The organism is Sphingobium sp. ba1 (assembly GCF_000743655.1).
Taxonomy (GTDB): domain Bacteria; phylum Pseudomonadota; class Alphaproteobacteria; order Sphingomonadales; family Sphingomonadaceae; genus Sphingobium.
On record NZ_JPPQ01000083.1, the window covers coordinates 531,829 to 549,073 of the forward strand.

General features: G+C 60.8%; 20 protein-coding genes. 2 read left to right on the plus strand and 18 right to left on the minus strand.

The genetic code is table 11. From position 1 onward, the window contains the following. From IL54_RS23525 to IL54_RS23535, 5 genes are all read right to left on the minus strand, one after another. Nucleotides 1-568 (minus strand): phytanoyl-CoA dioxygenase family protein (locus IL54_RS23525; RefSeq protein WP_037480800.1); only part of this gene is annotated, 568 nt, incomplete at its 3' end. Between the two features lie 11 nt (nucleotides 569-579). Continuing rightward, on the minus strand, nucleotides 580-1,194 hold the full coding sequence (locus IL54_RS21715) for an acyl-homoserine-lactone synthase (protein WP_096063691.1): 615 nt from the start codon (nucleotides 1,192-1,194) through the stop codon (nucleotides 580-582). Nucleotides 1,195-1,328: 134 nt separating this feature from the next. Then, nucleotides 1,329-1,619, minus strand: coding sequence for a helix-turn-helix domain-containing protein (locus IL54_RS23780; protein ID WP_052027838.1), 291 nt, complete (start codon nucleotides 1,617-1,619; stop codon nucleotides 1,329-1,331). A gap of 54 nt (nucleotides 1,620-1,673) precedes the next feature. Next, on the minus strand, nucleotides 1,674-2,090 hold the full coding sequence (locus IL54_RS23785) for an autoinducer binding domain-containing protein (RefSeq protein WP_052027839.1): 417 nt from the start codon (nucleotides 2,088-2,090) through the stop codon (nucleotides 1,674-1,676). Nucleotides 2,091-2,467: 377 nt separating this feature from the next. After that, nucleotides 2,468-2,734 (minus strand): hypothetical protein, encoded by a 267-nt coding sequence (locus tag IL54_RS23535; RefSeq protein ID WP_076605622.1) that lies wholly within the window; start codon nucleotides 2,732-2,734, stop codon nucleotides 2,468-2,470. A gap of 311 nt (nucleotides 2,735-3,045) precedes the next feature. Between IL54_RS23535 and IL54_RS21725 the strand changes: the two genes are divergently transcribed. Next, a complete protein-coding gene (locus tag IL54_RS21725) occupies nucleotides 3,046-3,309 on the plus strand; it encodes a LysR substrate-binding domain-containing protein (protein ID WP_235209967.1) in 264 nt (87 codons plus the stop codon). Between the two features lie 233 nt (nucleotides 3,310-3,542). Here the strand turns inward: IL54_RS21725 and IL54_RS21730 are convergent, their stop codons facing one another. The 7 genes from IL54_RS21730 to IL54_RS21760 form a co-directional block, all read right to left on the minus strand. Beyond that, entirely contained in the window at nucleotides 3,543-3,974 is a 432-nt protein-coding gene (locus IL54_RS21730; protein ID WP_052027840.1) for a DUF1636 domain-containing protein, read from the minus strand. Nucleotides 3,975-3,976: 2 nt separating this feature from the next. Continuing rightward, nucleotides 3,977-4,519, minus strand: coding sequence for a hypothetical protein (locus IL54_RS21735; RefSeq protein WP_037480377.1), 543 nt, complete (start codon nucleotides 4,517-4,519; stop codon nucleotides 3,977-3,979). A gap of 47 nt (nucleotides 4,520-4,566) precedes the next feature. Next, the gene (locus tag IL54_RS21740; RefSeq protein WP_052027841.1) at nucleotides 4,567-6,522 is read right to left on the minus strand and encodes a TonB-dependent receptor plug domain-containing protein; all 1,956 of its coding nucleotides are present in this window, start codon (nucleotides 6,520-6,522) and stop codon (nucleotides 4,567-4,569) included. A gap of 305 nt (nucleotides 6,523-6,827) precedes the next feature. Next, nucleotides 6,828-8,027, minus strand: a complete 1,200-nt coding sequence (locus IL54_RS21745; protein WP_037480381.1) for an IS256 family transposase — start codon at nucleotides 8,025-8,027, stop codon at nucleotides 6,828-6,830. 481 nt (nucleotides 8,028-8,508) lie between these two features. Further along, a complete protein-coding gene (locus tag IL54_RS21750) occupies nucleotides 8,509-9,300 on the minus strand; it encodes an alpha/beta hydrolase (RefSeq protein WP_037480383.1) in 792 nt (263 codons plus the stop codon). 30 nt (nucleotides 9,301-9,330) lie between these two features. Then, a complete protein-coding gene (locus IL54_RS21755) occupies nucleotides 9,331-10,098 on the minus strand; it encodes an SDR family NAD(P)-dependent oxidoreductase (protein WP_237748989.1) in 768 nt (255 codons plus the stop codon). A gap of 39 nt (nucleotides 10,099-10,137) precedes the next feature. Further along, nucleotides 10,138-10,965 carry an alpha/beta fold hydrolase gene (locus IL54_RS21760; protein ID WP_037480387.1) on the minus strand — a complete coding sequence of 276 codons (828 nt, stop codon included), beginning with the start codon at nucleotides 10,963-10,965 and terminating at the stop codon, nucleotides 10,138-10,140. A 229-nt stretch (nucleotides 10,966-11,194) separates the two neighbouring features. On the opposite strand from IL54_RS21760, the gene IL54_RS21765 reads away from it, so the two are divergent. After that, nucleotides 11,195-12,091: a GlxA family transcriptional regulator gene (locus IL54_RS21765; protein WP_237748990.1), complete on the plus strand. Its 897-nt coding sequence runs from the start codon at nucleotides 11,195-11,197 to the stop codon at nucleotides 12,089-12,091. Between the two features lie 141 nt (nucleotides 12,092-12,232). Here IL54_RS21765 and IL54_RS21770 read toward each other — a convergent pair whose 3' ends face one another. The 6 genes from IL54_RS21770 to IL54_RS21795 form a co-directional block, all read right to left on the minus strand. Next, nucleotides 12,233-13,060, minus strand: a complete 828-nt coding sequence (locus IL54_RS21770; protein WP_037480389.1) for a 23S rRNA (adenine(2030)-N(6))-methyltransferase RlmJ — start codon at nucleotides 13,058-13,060, stop codon at nucleotides 12,233-12,235. Nucleotides 13,061-13,421: 361 nt separating this feature from the next. Next, nucleotides 13,422-14,228, minus strand: coding sequence for a S1/P1 nuclease (locus tag IL54_RS21775; RefSeq protein ID WP_037480390.1), 807 nt, complete (start codon nucleotides 14,226-14,228; stop codon nucleotides 13,422-13,424). Between the two features lie 78 nt (nucleotides 14,229-14,306). Continuing rightward, nucleotides 14,307-14,807 (minus strand): polyhydroxyalkanoic acid system family protein, encoded by a 501-nt coding sequence (locus IL54_RS21780; protein WP_081913180.1) that lies wholly within the window; start codon nucleotides 14,805-14,807, stop codon nucleotides 14,307-14,309. Between the two features lie 69 nt (nucleotides 14,808-14,876). Further along, the gene (locus IL54_RS21785; protein WP_037480396.1) at nucleotides 14,877-16,148 is read right to left on the minus strand and encodes a Y-family DNA polymerase; all 1,272 of its coding nucleotides are present in this window, start codon (nucleotides 16,146-16,148) and stop codon (nucleotides 14,877-14,879) included. Then, on the minus strand, nucleotides 16,145-16,558 hold the full coding sequence (locus tag IL54_RS21790; protein ID WP_052027853.1) for a LexA family protein: 414 nt from the start codon (nucleotides 16,556-16,558) through the stop codon (nucleotides 16,145-16,147). Before IL54_RS21790 ends, IL54_RS21785 begins: the two co-directional genes overlap by 4 nt. A 75-nt stretch (nucleotides 16,559-16,633) precedes the next feature. Then, nucleotides 16,634-17,215: an SOS response-associated peptidase family protein gene (locus tag IL54_RS21795; protein ID WP_052027844.1), complete on the minus strand. Its 582-nt coding sequence runs from the start codon at nucleotides 17,213-17,215 to the stop codon at nucleotides 16,634-16,636. Nucleotides 17,216-17,245: the final 30 nt, after the last annotated feature.

Consider the following 17,245-nt stretch of genomic DNA (forward strand, 5'->3'; position numbering starts at 1 on the left):
CCAGGAACAGGAGCGCCGCGCCTGGTTCCATCTCGGCGACGATGGATTCGTGTGGATCGATCAGCACCTCGCTGCAGCGCCGATGGCTGCCAGGCCAGACATGGGTTGTGCCATTCTCCTGGGTGTAGGGCGTGAACGGCCACATCACATTGACCAGAAACTCGACCCCGAGGGCCGGATCGACCAGGCGGCTGCATGGCCACATATCCTGGTCGCGATGCGGCACCTGCTTCCGCGAACCGGGCATCAGCTCAATCGCTTGCGTAAGGTTGAGCGAGAAATGATCGCACCAGGGACCCAGCACTTTCTGCACGATATCGAGGATCATGGGATGCTGGACGAAATCCCTTGTCCGGTCTGACCGCCTGAGCAGACTGCCAAAGCGTTTCGTATCGTCGCCGTAAAATGGCCCCGCCGAAAGCGGGGTGGCGCTAAAGTCGTCGGCGAGGTCGCACGCCAGGGCTGTAACCTCACATGGGGATATGGCCTGCGGAATGATGCAATAGCCCTGGTCGAGCAGTAGATCGGCGTGAAACTCTGCACATGGAGTATCGGGTAAATGTGCCATGGTCGTTTCTCCTATGCGGCGGCGACCGCGGCGAATTGAGCGGGGGCAGGGCGCCAGACGCCGGCGGCTTGCATCAACGCGGGCGTGTCTTCCGAGATGATGATCTGCATCGCACCCAGCATGCCGCAGGCCAGCGTCCTTGGAAGGCCAAGCGGGCGACATTCCCACCCGAAAGACAGGATCTGGCTGAACCAGGGCATGTCGGCCACGCAGCAATAGCTCTCGATGCCTTCCTCAAGCGCGAAGCTGGCCGCCATCGTCACAAGATGATCGCGGACCTGACGGCGCTCGGCCGCGCGCAAGTCGCGAGACAGGCAGAAGCGCGATATCTCCCAGATCGTGGTGCTCGCGGGTGGCGCCAGGTCGCACAGTTCAGGGAAAATATCGCCAAGCAGGTTGGGGCCGCTGGTGGGCAGAAGCCGCATCGATCCCAGATGGGTGCCGTCGCGCTCGGCGGCGATCAGATAGATGGTCGATGGACCGTCGAACTGATCGATTTCATAACGTCCGGCCAGGACGGGGATGTCCCAGCGGAGCAGATCGATGAAGACGCGCTTGCGCGCCTCATACATGGATCGAAGAACGGTTTGTTCCTGGAGGCTCCCGCCTCGAATGATTTGCATCATGTCGGCTCCCTTGTCCTGTTGGCAAGTCAGCGTCGCGCAACAGGGACGGGGGAACAATTCCTCCAAAAAGAGGGATGGCGGAGAGCGGGGGACCGAAGATAGTGCCGCACGCAAAGCGTGCGGCTTTGGAAGATCTACCTTCTGATATTGAGGGCGCGGTAGCAAATCTGTCCGTCGAACAAGGCGCGCACGACCAGCTCGGTTCGCTTGTAGACATCATATTTGCGCATGGCATCCTCAATATATTGGCGGACCGTGTTCGGTGAAATATTGAGGATACCCCCAATTTCGGCATTGCCCTTACCGCATCCGACCAGGGCAATGCAGTCAAGCTCCCTCTGACTGAGCGCGGGAATGTCGGGCGTTTTCGTGCCGGGTGCCCATCGCGCTCGCTGCAGACGGCGCGCCGCTTCAAACGCGAACATGCCGATGACTTGAGCGGCCCCTAACAGGTCGGCGGTGGGCCTGACAGTCTCGCGTCATGCGAACGAACAGCTTCCCCTATATTCGCCAGCCGCCTGCACCGGGATGGTCAAGCCCTCGCGCAAACCGAATGGCTTGGCCTCTTCCAGGATGTGGCGTTGTCGTTTCGTCATCCTGATCATGGCGGGAATGACGCTCCACAGGAACGCCGTTACCGTTTTCGTGCTGGCCGCATGCACGGGGTCGTCGACATAATAGTTGCGTAACAGAGATCGCTCTATCCAGCCCTCAGGGTAGCTCGTGATCACCATGGTGTCGTGGGGCGGACCGATCAGATCCACATGATCAACGAGGGCGAATTGCTCGAAACCCAACGAGGGCGTTGCCTCGCCGAGCAGCGCTTTGAGCGCAAATTCGTCCGTAACTTCTCTGCAGTCATCTACAAAGGTTGCGAGACGCGGTGACATATACATGACTTTCTCCTCATATGGGTTGGCCTGTCGGCGACACTGTCCAAATTGACGACGCGATCCTGGCGCATCGGTCCGCTCACTGCCGGGCTGCTGCCCATCCCGGCCGTGGAGGAGAGCCGGGGTCACTTTGCTCAGCGGAACGGGAGAAGAGTAACAGCGGCGACGTCAGCGCCAAGTCGGTTTTAAACCGAAATGTTCTTTTCACAAATTTGTCATCGAAGGCGTGGCTTGGACGCAACATCCTATCGGCGGCAAGCGCGCCTCAACGGGCCCGCCCGCCCCGATACACAAGGCACGGTGCTGCGATTTGGGCGATGGGTTTAGGCAGTGATCTTCGCGATAATGCCAGGTCAGCATTCTCATCACTGATCGACCGCCTATCTTGGCGGCTTCGACTTCTTGCCAGGCATTTTGGGTGGTAGCGGGGGCTTGAGGGCGGCAATGGCTGCTGCGCCACCACGTTGGATCGAGAGCTGCCGCAGCTCGCGCAACTCCCGTTCAGTCAGTGTTTCTACCGACAGATCCTGGACAACAGCAGCATAGCGCGATTGCACGGAGATGCGCGCAGCGTCGATCTCGTTGGACGATTTGCGCTGTCTCGTCTCAAGCTCGGCCAGACGTTCGCGTGCGGTTAGTCTCGGCATGATCCATGGTCCTCATGGATCTGGCCGCCGGAAGTGAGAATGCCAAATCTACACAGCGTTGCAAGGGGGGTGTCGGCGCTAAGGTGCAGATACTGCTCGTTCAGGGGAAGCGATCTGGCAGGCGCTGACCCGATCGGGATTACGGCTTTTCCAGATCCTCCAAATAATGGGACGCAAAGTCTACCTTGAAGGCTGACCTAAGAAGGAGGTGGTGATCTGGCATCTGGTAGGTCCGCCATTCTTTACAGGTCGGCAGCTTGCCCTTCTTACCGGGCTTGATCTCCGGGGTGTACGGGGGGGGCGACAATATCGTGGATATAGTCCCCCGCCTGATCGTCAACAGCATCGATGCGACCATCGCCGCTGCTGAGGCGGGGGTGGGACTCGCCAATCTGCTGAGCTACCAATCGGCCCCGCGCATTGCGAACGGGCAGTTAGTGGAGGTGCTGGCGGATCATGCCCCGTCCCCCATGCCGGTAAGCCTGCTCTACGATCCCGGTCGGGCGGCTATGCCTGCGGTTCGCGTGTTCATTGAGGCCATGCGGGAACAAGGGAGGCAAGGAGCGTGGTCCTGATCAAGATCGGTGCGAACCGAGAGCACAAAATCATTGTCTCGAGAACGGAGCGCAACGCCCGGTTGCGCGAATCAGGAATTTCCCTTTGAAAGGCTGGACTGGTTCGATCGCGGAATTGAGTAGGCCGTTTTTCCCCTGAACGCGGACCTCCAAATCAACGACCAACGACCTAAACTGGATAGGGCTTTGCCTTCTGCCCAGCCGAAATCACCCCGCAGAACTTCGGTGCGAGTCTAAGCTATCCCGTTTAGCTGGACGCTTATGTCGCCAAAGCCAACGGGCGGCGCGCGTGTGATGAAATGGCCCTTCACCCCGTCGGGCCATTGCGCATAGGGCACCTGCCCATGTTCGCTCTGTGCATAGTGAACCGCATAATCAAGGATGGCGCGTGCCGCCGCCTCATCGGGCAGGAAGTGCCTAAGCACATAGCTGATCTTGCCGGGCGCACGCAGATGGATGGTGCAATGCGCCTTGCAGGCAAAAAGGCAGGGCATCTCCTGGACGTCCACGCCATCATAGCGGTTCGAACTCGCTTTGACCTGGTGCAGTGCCTCCACCAGCTTCCCTCCGCCGAACAGGCCATTTGCGTCCTGCCGCTCCTCGGGGGAGAAGCGACAGCTGTTGCAGGCGACGATGGCAGGCCCATCCTTGACCGCTTGCAACATGGTCAGGCCGCCGCCCGCAGATCGCGCCTCAGCAGGCCGCCGCTTTCCAGCAGAAGCTGGAACAGGCGCAGGCCACCCAGGATAAGAGCGTAACGGACAAATTGCCGCAGCAGGATGTCCGGTGTGAACGCCCCATAGCCTGCGTTCATCGCCACGGCACCGATCAGAACGACCAGCTTGAACCCGACAAAGGCGGCGATATAGGCCATGACGAGCCGCGCAAAGGAGGACTGGTTCGGCAAAGCGCTGACTATGCGATCAGCTACCAGCAAGGCAGCGATAGCCGCCAGCGCCAGAGTGACGGCCCAACCGGCATTCTGCGCCGTCAGCGAATAGTCCAACAGGCAATAACCGACGGCTTGCGACGCCGACCAGGCGGCCAGCATGAGGATGATCCCCGCCTTGCGCGGCACATAGAGAGCCGCGAGCGCAGCCAGAGCGGGAAAGGGCGTGGCGCAGGCCAGCACCAGCGTCGTCGCTATGCTGGCGAAGGTCATCGATCCGATCCACAAATTGCGGGCGGCGGCAGGGGACATAGGCTGCATGGACAGGCACTCCTTGGCTTTACGAGGGTGGGGATAGGGCCGGGTCATCACAGCCGCGCCCGGAACCCGGCGTAGATGCTGCGGCCAAGCTGGCCATAGCGACGCGCGGTTTCATAATAGTCGTCGAACAGATTTTCGGCCCGCGCGAACAGGGTGAGGGTCTGCGTCACCGGCATCTCCGCGCGCAAGTCGATGATCGTATAAGCGCGGTTGACGAAGGGCGTCACCGTGGCACTGGTCCGCGCCGTGTCGATCGTCTCGCCTGACCATCGCATGGCGACCGCCGTGTTGAGGCCGAACGGCCAGGCATAGCGCGCTGTCGCATTGGCGGCGTGGCGCGGCCTGCGCGCAAGCTGATTGCCGAAATTGAGGCCCGGCGACCGGTCTTCCGCCACGATCCAGCTATAATTGCCGTCGATGGTCAGGCGGCCGATCTGGGCAAGGCCTGCCATTTCCAGACCATGCGCTTCGCTGCGCTGGATATTGGCATAATAGCCCGCCCGCGGCGTAGTCGTTCCTGGCGCAAGACAAAGCGGCGGGCGGTTGCTTGTCGGACAGCCATTATAGGTGATCAGATTGTCCGTGTTCCGTTCGAACCAGGTGGCCGACAGGATCAGCTTATGGTCGAAAAGATGCTGCTCAACCCCTGCGTCCCAACCGCGCGACTTTTCCGGGTCGAGCGCGCTGTTCCCATATTCGCTGTGCAACTGGTAGAGGGTAGGGGCTTTGAAGCCCTCGCCATAGCTGGCGCGCAGGATCGTGCGATCGTCAAACAGCGACCAGACCGCGCCGCCACCAAATACCATATTGCCACCAAAGGCCGAATGACGATCATGGCGAAGCCCGCCATTAAGCGTGAGGCCAACGACCGGTTCGATCCTGACCTGTGCATATTGGCTGTCGATCTCGGCCGACGCCCGGATGGTGGTAAAGCTGGCCAGGCTATTGGGAGGCGAGGCGGAGCGCATTTTCTGTTCTTCGCGTTCCACACCAAAGACGATGGTCCAGCCCTGGGCGAGGCCAAGCGTGCCCTGATATTCGTACCGATCGGTTTGCCCCTTGGCGGCGAAGCTTTGCGGACGCACCGTCCGCAACGGATTGCTATTGTCGCGCACCGTTTCGCTGCGGCTAAAGCCCAGGCGGTTGCGCAGCGCGCCGTCGAACAGATCGGCATTGAGCCCGGCATAGCTGGTCCACTCCTCGACCAGCGAATATTCCGGACTGTCCGGGACCGATCCTGCGCTGTCGATGTCGGCGCGCCCCTTGGCGTAATAGCCGCGCAGATCGACGGAGATACCGGGCGACAGGGCAATGCCGACCCGCCCGTTGAGCGTGCTGTTGGTATATCCGTCCCGCTCCTTGCCGCCAAAGCGCGGGCTGATCGCGGAGATGCCCTCGGTTGTGAAGCGCCCCCCTGCAACGCGCCAGTGAACGGGGCCGCTGCGCCCGCCCACGGCTGCCCGCGCATTGACGGTATCGCGCGAGCCCGCTTCGATATCGGCGGACGCCTCGAGCGCGCGATCGGGCGTTGCCGTCACGATGTTGACGACGCCGCCGATCGCCTGGCTGCCCCACAGGATCGATTGCGGCCCGCGCAATATTTCGATCTGGTCGATGTCGCCGGTCATCAGTGTCGCGAAATTATAGCCGCCATCGGTTGAAGATGGGTCTGCCAGCTTCACCCCGTCAATGACCAGCACGGTCTGGTCGCCCTCGGCACCGCGGATACGGATGGATGTCGCCGTGCCATAGCCGCCATTGCGCGTGAAGCTGATGCCCGGTGTGCGGACCAGCAGGTCCGACACGACCGGTGCTTGCGATGCGTCGATGGCCTTCTTGTCGAGCACGGTGAGGCTGGATGCGACAGTGTCGACAGGCGTTGGCGTGCGCAGGGCCGACACGACAATAACGCCGCCCGCATCGATCGCCGCCAGGGGTTCGGCCTGGACGGCCATGGGAAGGCAGGCCAATGCGGCCACAGTGGTTTGTAAAATGTTACGCATCGTTAATCCCCCGTCTTTGACAAGACCGGGCGCGCACGACGCGGCGCGGGGACGAGCGCAGAACGCACGACACCACACCGCGCGAACACGCACGGTCGAACTGTCGTTGCGCGAGGATATCCTCGTTCGACCGGCACACCCTGTCCGGACGAAGAACGACTGCGACGGGCAGGTCTCCTGGCTTGCGGGTCAACGCCGGTTCGGCCGCCTTCTCAGAACCTTGAAGGTTCCAATGGGATCGTGTCCCACAGCGTGGTGTAGGTTCGCTGGGATAGCCACAGCGACCTCCGGCTAAGCCGGATTGATCATGCTGCCATGGCAGGCAACGTGATGATGGGATTATCGCTTAAACCTGAGACGCTCTCAAGTGTCATGTAGCGGCAGCGTTGGACGGCCCATTCGTCGTTCTGTTCCAGAAGGATAGCGCCGACGAGACGGGTAATCGCCTCTTCGTTGGGGAAGATGTCGGCAACATCAGTACGCCGCTTGATCTCGCCATTGAGCCGCTCGATCGGATTGTTGCTGTGCAACTTCGTGCGGTGTTGGGCTGGGAAGGTCATGTAGGCCAGCACATCCTCCTCGGCGCTGTCCATCAGGGCAGCGAGTTTTGGCACGGTAGGGCGCAATTGATCGGCGACGCTACGCCATTGGGCCTTTGCGGCCTCTGGAGTTTCCTGGGCGAAAGCGGTGGCGATGAATGCCGACACGACCCGGCGTCCGCTCTTGCCGGCATGGGCCAGCGCATTGCGCATAAAATGAACCCGGCATCGCTGCCAGGTGGCGCTGAACACTTTGGCGACGGAAGCTTTTATGCCTTCATGGGAATCGGAGATCACCAGCTTCACGCCGCGCAGACCGCGACGGGCAAGGCTGCGTAGAAAGTCGGTCCAGAAGACCTCAGCTTCGGAATGACCGATCGCCATGCCGAGCACTTCGCGCCGGCCATCGCTGTTAACTCCAACGGCAATGATGACGGCGACAGAGACAATGCGACCGGCTCGCCGCACTTTGATGTAGGTCGCGTCCATCCAGAGATAGGGCCAGTCGCCTTCGATCGGACGATCGAGAAAGGCCTTCACCCGCTCGTCGATCTCCACGCACAGTCGGCTGACCTGGCTCTTTGAGATCCCATTCATGCCCATGGCTTTGACCAGATCGTCCACAGAGCGGGTCGAGATCCCCTGGATATAAGCTTCCTGGATGACGGCCGTCAGTGCCTTCTCTGCCATACGGCGGGGCTCCAGAAACCCTGGAAAATATGTTCCCTTGCGCAGCTTGGGGATCCGCAGCTCGACCGTGCCTGCCCGCGTCTCCCAGTCCCGATCCCGATAGCCGTTGCGCTGCGCGAGGCGCTCGGGATCCTTATCGCCATAGGCCGCGCCCGTAAGGTCGCCCACTTCCAGCTCCATCAGCCGCTGCGCGGCAAAGCCGATCATATCGCGTAGAAAATCGCCGTCGGCTGTCTTCCCAACCAGGGCGTGCAGGTCCATCTTGTCATTGGTCATCGGTGGTCTCCGTAAGTTGAGTCTCGCAACCCAAACTTATCCGAAGTTCGCCGGTGACCACCCGCGAAACTGACCGGCCGCTACAGCGCTTTATCGATGAGCGCGCGTCCGGTCAGCTTCGCTACCCTCAAAACCTACACCACGCGCCGGGACACGACCCAGGCGCCCATCTAAAGACGCCCTGCTTCGAAAGCTACAGGCTCCGCTCGAAAAGATGTTGCAAACTGCGTTTCTTGGCTCAGCCTGGCAGAGCGAGAGGGAATGGCTGCGACCCAGACCGATCAACGCTCCAAGTTTCGGAAATAGTTCGAAGCACCGAGCGTGAACGCTCGCAATTTTAGCAGGGGGGCGATAGGCGGACAATCGGCACTTCGGGATCAAAAATTGAACACTAAGTGGCAGATTTGGTTCGGTTTCAATAGCAGCTGCCTGGATCCAGTAGATTGTTCAAGCTGCAGTTCTGCCGTCCAGGCAGTAACGATCAGCCAGTCACACCGCGTTGATGACGCTCTGCCCAATCCAGTGCGGTGTCGGCGACCTCCTCCCAACCTTCGTCGAGCAAAGTCCAATGCGAACGAATTGGGAATTCGAGATATTCGGTCAGCGTCGCCGCTTGCTTCTGTTTGGCGAAGATGGCGCGCGTCATCGCTGCGTCGGCGATCAGGTCCTTGCCCCCGCCGATGAGCAGCATCGGCGCGCGCGCCGGATTGCGCCAGTCGATCTTCATCGGGTCGATGACGCCGTCCCAATAGACCCGTCCGGGGGTTGGGACGATATAGCGATCATAGAGCGCGTCGGCCCGGTCGGCTGGCACCGTCTGGGCGAAACGACGTGCGAAGAAGCGGCGCGACATATGCTTGACCCTGTTCCGGCTGAACGGATCGAGAAACACAGGCAGCGCCGAGACGATCGCATGGGGATAGAGCGGCACCCCAGGCGTGGGCGCAGGATGGATCACGATGCCCGCAACGCCCAGTCCCCGGTCCATCAGATGCTGGACGAACACCCCGCCGACCGAATGACCGATCAGGATTGGTTGTTCCGGAAGGGCGCGGATGATCGCCTCGTAATGCGCGACGATTTCCCGCTGGCCGATTTTGTGGAGGCCAGGATGAGGGACCGCGCGCAGGTCAGCCGGATCGCGATCGTCGAGCGGCCAGTCGGGGACGATCACGGTGTAGCCGCGAGCCTCGTAGCGGGCCTTGACGCCGTCCCAGCTCCTGGCATTGAGCCAGGCACCGTGCACGAGGACAATGGTCTTTGATCTGGTCATGACTAGATTCCCTTCTGTGGACGGCCCGCATCAAGCCCGGTAGCGGGCGGCGGCATGGTTGCGGGAGAGATTGGGCCGCAGCGCCGCGCGTCCGGCCAGATAGGCATCAAGATCGGCGCTGTCGGGTAGGGCTGGAATGGTGATAGTTTCGCCCAGGTCGAGGCCCCTCATGGCGGCGTCGACCATCTCGTCGGCTTCCATCACCATGTCGGCCGGGATGTTGGCAAGCTGCTCCTGGGTCCAGATGGCGGTGCGGGTTATCCCCGGCAGCACGGCCTGGACTCGAACGCCTTTTGTTCCCAGTTCACTCTGCAGTGCCTCGGTAAAGGCGAGAACGAACGCCTTGGTTGCTGGATAGAGCGCGGTGAAGCCTTCGGGCATCAGCGCCGTGACGGAGGTCATGTTGATGATCGTCCCGCTGCCCAACCCGACAAGGCGCGGCGCGATGGCCGCGGTCAGGCGGGTGACAGCCAGCACATTGAGGTTGATCATGCCCGTCAGGAAGGATGGATCTGCTTCCACCAGCGTGGTTTCCCCCGCGATGCCAGCGTTGTTGACCAAGCCAACAATGCGGTCGTCTGTTCGCAGTCGGCTTTCGATACGGGCAAGATCGTCCGCGTTGGACAGATCCGCGCTGATGACCTCCACTGCGACGCCTGTCTGCGAAGTAAGCTGCTGCGCCAGGGCCGCCAGCTTGTCTGCGCGGCGGGCAACGAGGATCAGGTCGTGGCCGCGGCGGGCCAGCCGGTCGGCATAGATGGCACCAATGCCATCGGAAGCGCCGGTGATGAGGAACATATTGTTCATGGCGAATATCCTTTGTGCGAAACGGAGGCGTCAGTTGCGGATGAAGGCGAGCAGATCGGCATTGAACCGATCCTGATGGGTCTGCGTCAGGCCGTGGTCGGCACCCTGATAGATGGTAAGCACCGCATCCTTGACGATTTTCACCGTTTCCAGAGCCGATGCGCCGATCGGCACGATCTGGTCATCGTCGCCATGCAGGACGAGCGTTGGCACATCGAATTTGGCCAAGTCGGCATGGAAATCACTCTCCGAAAAGGCCCGGATGCTATCGAGTTGACCCTTGAGCCCGCCCATCATGCCCTGCCGCCAGAATTCATCGCGGATGCCGTCGGATATCACCGCACCTTCGCGATTATAGCCATAGAAGGGGATCGTCAGATCCCTGAAGAACTGACTGCGGTTGTCTAACGTGCCCTTGCGGATGCCATCGAAGGCATCGATCGGCAGACCGCCCGGATTGGCCTCGGTCTTGAGCATCAACGGCGGCACCGCGCCAATCAGCGCGACCTTGGCGACGCGGGCCGTCCCATGACGGCCGATATAGCGGGTCACTTCCCCGCCGCCGGTCGAATGGCCGACCAGGATCACGTCGTGCAGGTCCAGCGTCTCGATCAGCTCGGCCAAATCGTCGGCATATTGATCCATGGTGTTGTTGGCCCACACATGGTCCGAACGACCATGGCTGCGGCGATCATGGGCGACCGTGCGGAAACCCTGATCGGCAAAAAAGACCATCTGCGCGTCCCAGGCATCGGCACTCAATGGCCAGCCATGCGAGAAGAGGATCGGCTGGGCCTCCTTCGATCCCCAGTCCTTGTAAAAGATCCTGGTTCCATCCTTGGTCGTAATCCTGCTCATGTTGGCACTCCCTGTTGAATGGGGCGGTTGCGCCCTGTGATCAGAGGAATAGGATCGTTGCGCGACTGGCAGGAGCGGCGGTTCCGACATTAAGCAGGTCAAAACCGACAAAGGGAGCATAGACATGGCGGTGGGGGCGGGAACGGTGGCTGACCTGGGTGCCGAAGTGGGGCTGGTTCTTTATCCCGGGTGCCAGATCGGCATGGTGTATGGGGTCACGGATCTATTCATGATCGCATCACAATTTTCGCTGGACCGGGGCGGTAAGGCGTTGCGCGTCAGCCACTGGTCAGTCGACGAGGCTCGCACTTTCACCCGGACGTTCGACACCCATCCAGATCAGCCGGGCATGCCGACGATCCTGATCAGTCCGGGCCGGCTGTCGGGCCCGCCCGACGCGCAGGAGGCCGCGCCCTATGCGCGTTGGTTGCTGGACCGCCATGCGCAGGGCACCGTTCTGGCATCAAATTGTGGGGGCACTTTCCTGCTCGCGGCGACGGGCCTGCTGGCAGGCCGGCCCGCCACAACGCACTGGCTATTTGCCGACCAGTTTCGCGATCGCTTTCCCGACGTCAGGCTCGACACGGCCAAGATGGTGATCGAGGATGGCGATATCATCACGGCGGGCGGCCTCATGGCCTGGACCGACCTTGGCATGCGGATCGTGGATCGGTTGCTGGGTCCCACCGTGATGATCGAGACGGGCAAGTTCCTGCTGATTGATGCATCTGGCCGGGAACAGCGCCATTTTTCCAGCTTTGCGCCGCGCCTGACGCATGGCGACGAGGCGATATTGAAGGTGCAGCACTGGCTACAGGGGCGTGCGGAGCGGCCGGTCAGCGTCGGCGATATGGCGGGAACGGCGGGGCTAGAGGAGCGCACCTTCTTGCGCCGGTTCAAGGCGGCGACCGGCATGAAGCCGATTGAATATGTGCAGAACCTGCGCGTCGGTAAGGCACGCGAACTGCTGGAATTTACCAGGCGGTCTGTAGACCAGATTGCCTGGGCAGTCGGCTATGAGGATGCAACCGCCTTTCGCCGCGTGTTCCATCGCATATTGGGCTTGGCACCTGGCGAATATCGCAACCGCTTCTCGAGCGGATCAGACGTTCAGATAGCGGCATGACTTCTGGACAAAGCAAATCCGACAAAGGGCCGATTAACGAATGAGACGATCAGGACGTTGAAAGACAGGCTCGTCCCAACCTATGTTCAGAAGACTGGCGCATTGTCGGACTGGCTCGGAAAAGCTCGAGAGGGCTGGCCACTAGCTCAACAAATCGGTCGTGATCTCGCCCCTATGCCCTTTCGGCGCCAGCGCGGCGCGCAGGGCTTCCAGCAGAGGCGGCAGCGCCTGCGTGAAGGCGTAGGGCGGATTGACGATATAAAGGCCCGCGCCGTTGTATAAGCCGGACTGGTCGCCATCGTATAACCAATGCTCCACCCGCAGCAATTTCGGAATGCCGAGTTTGCGTAACTGCTCCCTCCACCGCCAATGCGTGGCGCGGTCTTTCAGCGGATACCAGATCACCGTCACGCCATGCGCCCATTTGCGGTGTGCGGCGGCAAGTGTGGCTGTGATGCGTTCGCGTTCGTCTGCCTGCTCATAAGGCGGATCGACCAGCACCACGCCGCGCGCGGTGCGGGGTGGCAGCATTGCTAGCCAAAGCTCGTAAGCGTCGCGCTCATGTACGGCAGCGGTCGTGCCGCGCATCATGCCGCGCAGGGTATAGGCATCCTCGGGATGTTTTTCGTTCAGGATCAGGAAATCCTGCGGCCGAAGAAGCTGCGCCAGAATGCGCGGCGAGCCCGGGTAGAAATGTGCCTCGGTCCCGACATTTACCGCTTGTACGACGGCGCGGTAGTCGTTCAGCAAGGCGCTCGAGTCGGCAAAAGCCCGCTGCACGCCCTGCGTGGACTCGCCGGTGCGTTGGGCATCCTCCCCATCAAGGTCGTAAAGCCCGCAGCCGGCATGGGTGTCGATCAGGGTCAGCGCGCTCTGTTTTTGCTGCAAGGCCCGCACGAGGGCGATCAGCAGGCTGTGCTTGACGACATCGGCGCTATTGCCGGCATGGAAGGAATGGCGATAATTCATTGCGACCCGACTGCTTGACGATCTACATTTATATTTGAGGCTGGGCACGGTTGCCGCGCGCGAAGCGATTGAAGAAACCAATCCGGCGCTAGTATGAAGTCGTGTGGAAACCTTCAATACACTTCTGCACGGCGCCTCAAGTCCGCGTTAGCGATCGCTATCAGAGGCGAAGACGCAGGGCTCCGCGTGCATGGACATGTTCGAAGAACATAACGGACTTGCGCCCGCTCAATGTAGGATGACTTGGATTAGTTGACTGCTGCCGGACAGGGGGAAGCTCGGCCATGGACCTGCCGAAGTCGGAAATCGCATGGCCGCTGGCCGTAGACGTCGACACATTCACAATATGCATCATGATATGTCATTTAGTTCGTGCGGCCGGACCTTTGCCGTTCCCAGGCTCGAACACCCAATTGAGATAGGCCGCGACCCTTATGCCTCCGCGCTTCAGTCGATCGTCCATCTCCGATCGATGCTTGTAGGCATAGTCCCAGGATATGCTGGGGTCGGCGGGGTAGATCGTCCTGCGCAGCGCGATGCTCTCGGAAATCCAGACCGAAGGCGCAGGATCGCTCCAGTCGATTAGCTGCTCGGGCGATATCGAGCGCGACAGCCATTGCGCATATTCGGAATAGGACAAGGCGCGTTGTTCGATCATGGCCGAATCCCACACCGAATGAAGGTTGGTCGCGCGGCCGAACCAGGTCACCTTGACATCATTGCCGCCCCGGTCATCTCCACCGCCGGCGTGCAATGGCTGATGCAGATCGCCGATGATGTGCACGATGAAGCGGAGGGCCAGCCGCTTGTCCTCGATGGACGATTTGGGATTGCGCAATGTAGCCGTAAAACCATCGAGCGCGCTCATGGCATCACCCTCTGGCGGCGCGTACTTGCTTTGATAGCTGTTCCCTTGCCTGACCGTTACATAGTGCCATGGGCCAGCCTTTTTCTGCCAATATTCAGCGGGGTCGGACTTCATGTCATCGGGCCAGGTCGCCGCTTCCGCCAAATTCTCGGCTCCAAGCAAGAGCCGGACATGGGCACGTGCAACACCGCTCAGATTTTCATCGGCGATGGCACCGGTTATGCGGTGGCCGACAGGACCCCAAGCTTGTGCAGGTGCGCATGCAAGGAATGGGATGGCGAGAAGGGAGAATATACGCATGGCTGTTTCTTGGCGGCATTTCCTCTCCAGGGAAAGAAGGATTGCTGTAGATGACGTGTCTCTCCGCATGGCGCGAACCTAAATCGTCCTGTCGGCCCTATCGTCCAGCATCAGCCTTTCGCCCTGCTTCTCTACTATGGCGGCGATCGGCCCTGACATCAGGCTCAGCATGCCAGGAAGATGGAGCGTCACCCGCAGCCGATTGTCTTCCGCATCAACGGTGCAGGGCACTTCGACGCCCATGGTCGCGACCGTCACTGCAAGACGCTCAGCGCTGGGCCATGAATGGGTCACAGTGGCTGCGCCGCCCGGGATGTGCGAGGCCAGTTTGCTAACGCCCCTCTCCATGCGCCGTATGGCCTCATCGCGACCAAGAGTGTGGGGAATGTCAATTTCAGTGGGAGTTACCATGGTCCATGGACGCTTGGACCAAGGCTGTGGTTCCGGCTCTGTCGCGTGGGTCCGCATCATGAGGCTGGGGCTGTGGGGTAGGGGGGTGGTGCTTGACCGGGAAGGGGAGGGACTGCCTGCATGCCCAATTGTGGGCAGCGCTGACCGTTCACTGCCAGGATCGTTCATCGCTCGAGATCGGCCGGTTGGGCGATATCCAGCCACATCGGACAAGGGATCTCCAGCAGCAAACCTCGCTCATCTCGCCTTTACGGCGGGCACCTCGGCAATGCGGGTGGTGTAGTTGGGCGACTTGCTGTCCGATCTGGCCGCCCATTCGCGCTTGAACCCCTGACTGGCTGGAACGGCCGCGAACTTCCCCAAACGCATATTGACCTGATCCATGGCGACCATCAACCGATCACGCCGTCCGCTATCCTCCTCGAACAGCGTTCGCGGTCGTCGGTCAGCGTCGATGAGGTCTTCCAGCATGACGCCCGCCTTGGTGATGCCATAGCCCTCTCGCCAAGCGCTCTCTATGCCGCGCCGGGCGTAGGCAAGAAGCATGAGGCCATCGTTGGTCATGGGCTGTATGGCGAGCGTCCGTGTCGCGGAATATTGCGGCCGGTCCTGCTTATGTCGATTGGTATGGAAAAATACCGTCAGGCGTCCTGCTACCAGGCCATGCTGCCGCAGCTTCTCTCCCGCCCGCATCGCATATTGGGCAACGGCACCCATCAGCAGGCCCTTATCGGTAACAGGCGTGCCGAATGAACGGGTGACAGCCATGCCCTTGCGCTGAGGCTCCACGGTTTCGATGGCGCACGCCGGAACACCCCGCAATTCAGCGACCAGCCGTTCCAGCACGACACCGCCGATGGCGCGGGCCTGCTTCAGAGCCATGTCGCGCAGCTGCCCGGCGGTACAGATATCCAAGCCTGCAAGTTTCGCCGCACTCGCCTTGCCGACACCCCACACATCGCCCACGTCGAACTGGTCGAGCACCCGGCGGCATAAGTCTTCGTCGCGCAGGTCGGCGACGCCATCAAATGTCGGGTTTTTCTTCGCCGCCGCATTCGCCAGCTTTGCGAGCGTCTTGGTCGAAGCGATGCCCACACAGGTGGGAATGGTGGTCCACTGCCGAACCTGCGCGCGCATGGCACGGCTATGCGCGGCGAGATCCAGATGCTCGAAGCCTGCAAAATCGACAAAGGTCTCGTCGATCGAGTAAATCTCGAAATCCCGCGCAAATGGCTCGATCGCCGCGACGACCCGCCGCTGCATATCGCCATAGAGCGCATAGTTGGATGAGAGGACGCGGATGCCGTGCTGCCTGATCTTGTCGCGGATCAGATGGACCGGATCCCCCATTTTGATGCCCAGCGCCTTGGCTTCACCCGAACGGGCAATCGCACAGCCGTCATTGTTGGAGAGGACAATGACCGGGACACCAACTAGGCTGGCATCGAACGCTCTCTCGCAGGACACATAATAATTGTTGCAGTCAATCAGGGCGACCGGCGCGCTCATCCGTATTTGCGGGCCAGTCCGACGACCACACCCCATATCTCGACATATTCATCCACGATGATGTCAGCAAAGCCATCGGCTTCCGGGACCAGCCAGAAGCGCCCGTCGCGCCGTTTCAGCCGCTTCAACGTGCGATCGCCATGGACCACAGCGACGACGATATGGCCTGCAACAGGCTTTTTTGCCCTGCTGACGATGATCAGGTCGCCGTCGGCAATCCCGGCCCCGGTCATGGAATATCCATCGACGCGCATGATGTAACTTGCCGCCGGATGCTCCACCAGCCAGTCGGCCAGATTGATCGGTTCCTCCATGTCGTCCTGCGCGGGCGAAGGAAAGCCTGCCGGCAGGCTCACCAGCAGCAGCGGCAGATCGGGCATGGCAAGGCAAATGGGTATGGGTTCAAACATCAAATAGGCCACGAATCAGATACCCGATCCGGCATAGCCTGATTGTCCGAAACGGTCATTTGTTCTTTTTATGTTCTACCCTTGAACGGTCATCCGCGCGGCAGGATATGCCATCGCACAGGCACCGTCATAATCCGTCGATAACCATGCCTGATAATCGCTGGGTTCAACGATGACCGGCATCGCCTTGGGATGCAGCGGCGCGACCAGCGCATTGGGTTGGCAGGTCAGAAACGCATAAACCGGACCCTGGTCGCTCTGTCGCCAAATACCGGCGAACGCGGCGATCGGCTGGTCGATCACGTTGAACCACCACTCATCGCGTCCTTCCCCGATCTTGGGTTCCGCAAATGTCGAGAAGGGGACGAGGCACCGCTGCGGAGGATTAGCCAGCATCGACTTCCAGAATGGGCTGCTGAGATTCCGCACATTGGTGACGCGCTTTTCCAGCATCTTTCCGCTTTTGCCTTTGACCTGGGTTGGCACGCCCCAGGACATGACGTCGCTTCGGAGCACACCGTCATCGTTGCGGACGATCATGCCCGGCTTTTTGGGCCAGACGTCCGTGGCGAACGCGGCGTTGGGCTGGCGGATATCGAACCCCGCATAGTCCCGCCAACTGAGGATGGCGGTTTCGATTTGAAGCGCGACATCCATGGGATGCGTAGCATTTCATCCAGGGTGGGG

Coding starts and splice junctions, on each gene's coding strand:
- IL54_RS21715 (WP_096063691.1), bottom strand. CDS start 1,194: ATGATGCAAATCATTCGAGGCGGGAGCCTCCAGGAACAAACCGTTCTT.
- IL54_RS23780 (WP_052027838.1), bottom strand. CDS start 1,619: ATGTTCGCGTTTGAAGCGGCGCGCCGTCTGCAGCGAGCGCGATGGGCA.
- IL54_RS23785 (WP_052027839.1), bottom strand. CDS start 2,090: ATGTATATGTCACCGCGTCTCGCAACCTTTGTAGATGACTGCAGAGAA.
- IL54_RS23535 (WP_076605622.1), bottom strand. CDS start 2,734: ATGCCGAGACTAACCGCACGCGAACGTCTGGCCGAGCTTGAGACGAGA.
- IL54_RS21730 (WP_052027840.1), bottom strand. CDS start 3,974: ATGTTGCAAGCGGTCAAGGATGGGCCTGCCATCGTCGCCTGCAACAGC.
- IL54_RS21735 (WP_037480377.1), bottom strand. CDS start 4,519: ATGCAGCCTATGTCCCCTGCCGCCGCCCGCAATTTGTGGATCGGATCG.
- IL54_RS21740 (WP_052027841.1), bottom strand. CDS start 6,522: ATGCGTAACATTTTACAAACCACTGTGGCCGCATTGGCCTGCCTTCCC.
- IL54_RS21745 (WP_037480381.1), bottom strand. CDS start 8,027: ATGACCAATGACAAGATGGACCTGCACGCCCTGGTTGGGAAGACAGCC.
- IL54_RS21750 (WP_037480383.1), bottom strand. CDS start 9,300: ATGACCAGATCAAAGACCATTGTCCTCGTGCACGGTGCCTGGCTCAAT.
- IL54_RS21755 (WP_237748989.1), bottom strand. CDS start 10,098: ATGTTCCTCATCACCGGCGCTTCCGATGGCATTGGTGCCATCTATGCC.
- IL54_RS21760 (WP_037480387.1), bottom strand. CDS start 10,965: ATGAGCAGGATTACGACCAAGGATGGAACCAGGATCTTTTACAAGGAC.
- IL54_RS21765 (WP_237748990.1), top strand. CDS start 11,195: ATGATCGCATCACAATTTTCGCTGGACCGGGGCGGTAAGGCGTTGCGC.
- IL54_RS21770 (WP_037480389.1), bottom strand. CDS start 13,060: ATGAATTATCGCCATTCCTTCCATGCCGGCAATAGCGCCGATGTCGTC.
- IL54_RS21775 (WP_037480390.1), bottom strand. CDS start 14,228: ATGCGTATATTCTCCCTTCTCGCCATCCCATTCCTTGCATGCGCACCT.
- IL54_RS21780 (WP_081913180.1), bottom strand. CDS start 14,807: ATGAACGATCCTGGCAGTGAACGGTCAGCGCTGCCCACAATTGGGCAT.
- IL54_RS21785 (WP_037480396.1), bottom strand. CDS start 16,148: ATGAGCGCGCCGGTCGCCCTGATTGACTGCAACAATTATTATGTGTCC.
- IL54_RS21790 (WP_052027853.1), bottom strand. CDS start 16,558: ATGTTTGAACCCATACCCATTTGCCTTGCCATGCCCGATCTGCCGCTG.
- IL54_RS21795 (WP_052027844.1), bottom strand. CDS start 17,215: ATGGATGTCGCGCTTCAAATCGAAACCGCCATCCTCAGTTGGCGGGAC.